Source organism: Pseudomonas sp. HY13-MNA-CIBAN-0226, from assembly GCF_040310305.1.
GTDB classification, from domain to species: Bacteria; Pseudomonadota; Gammaproteobacteria; order Pseudomonadales; family Pseudomonadaceae; genus Aquipseudomonas; species Aquipseudomonas gregormendelii.
Genome location: NZ_JBEOPS010000709.1, coordinates 1 through 230, shown reverse-complemented (window position 1 = coordinate 230; position 230 = coordinate 1). Strand labels below are relative to the sequence as shown.

Sequence of the window (230 nt, the reverse complement as noted above, 5' to 3'; positions counted from 1 at the left end):
CTATTTGCACGCCGTCATTGTTGGCCGGGTTGGGCCGGCGCCCAACCTTCACTGCGTGCCGAATAAACCCGTCCAATAGATGCCCGCGTCACTCTTGGGGTCCATCGCGTAGGCGGCGCCCAAGTCGCGAAATTGCGGGTTCATCAGGGTGGCGCAGTGTCCGGGGCTGGCGAGCCAACCGTCGACGACCTTGCGCGGCGTGTCGAGGCCGGCGGCGATGGTTTCGCCGA

The 230-nt window shown here is 65.7% G+C and carries 1 protein-coding gene; it reads right to left on the bottom strand.

Annotation, left to right across the window (positions count from 1 at the left end):
- Nucleotides 1-48: 48 nt before the first annotated feature.
- Nucleotides 49-230 (bottom strand): CAP domain-containing protein (locus tag AAEZ05_RS30540; RefSeq protein ID WP_350650447.1); only part of this gene is annotated, 182 nt, incomplete at its 5' end.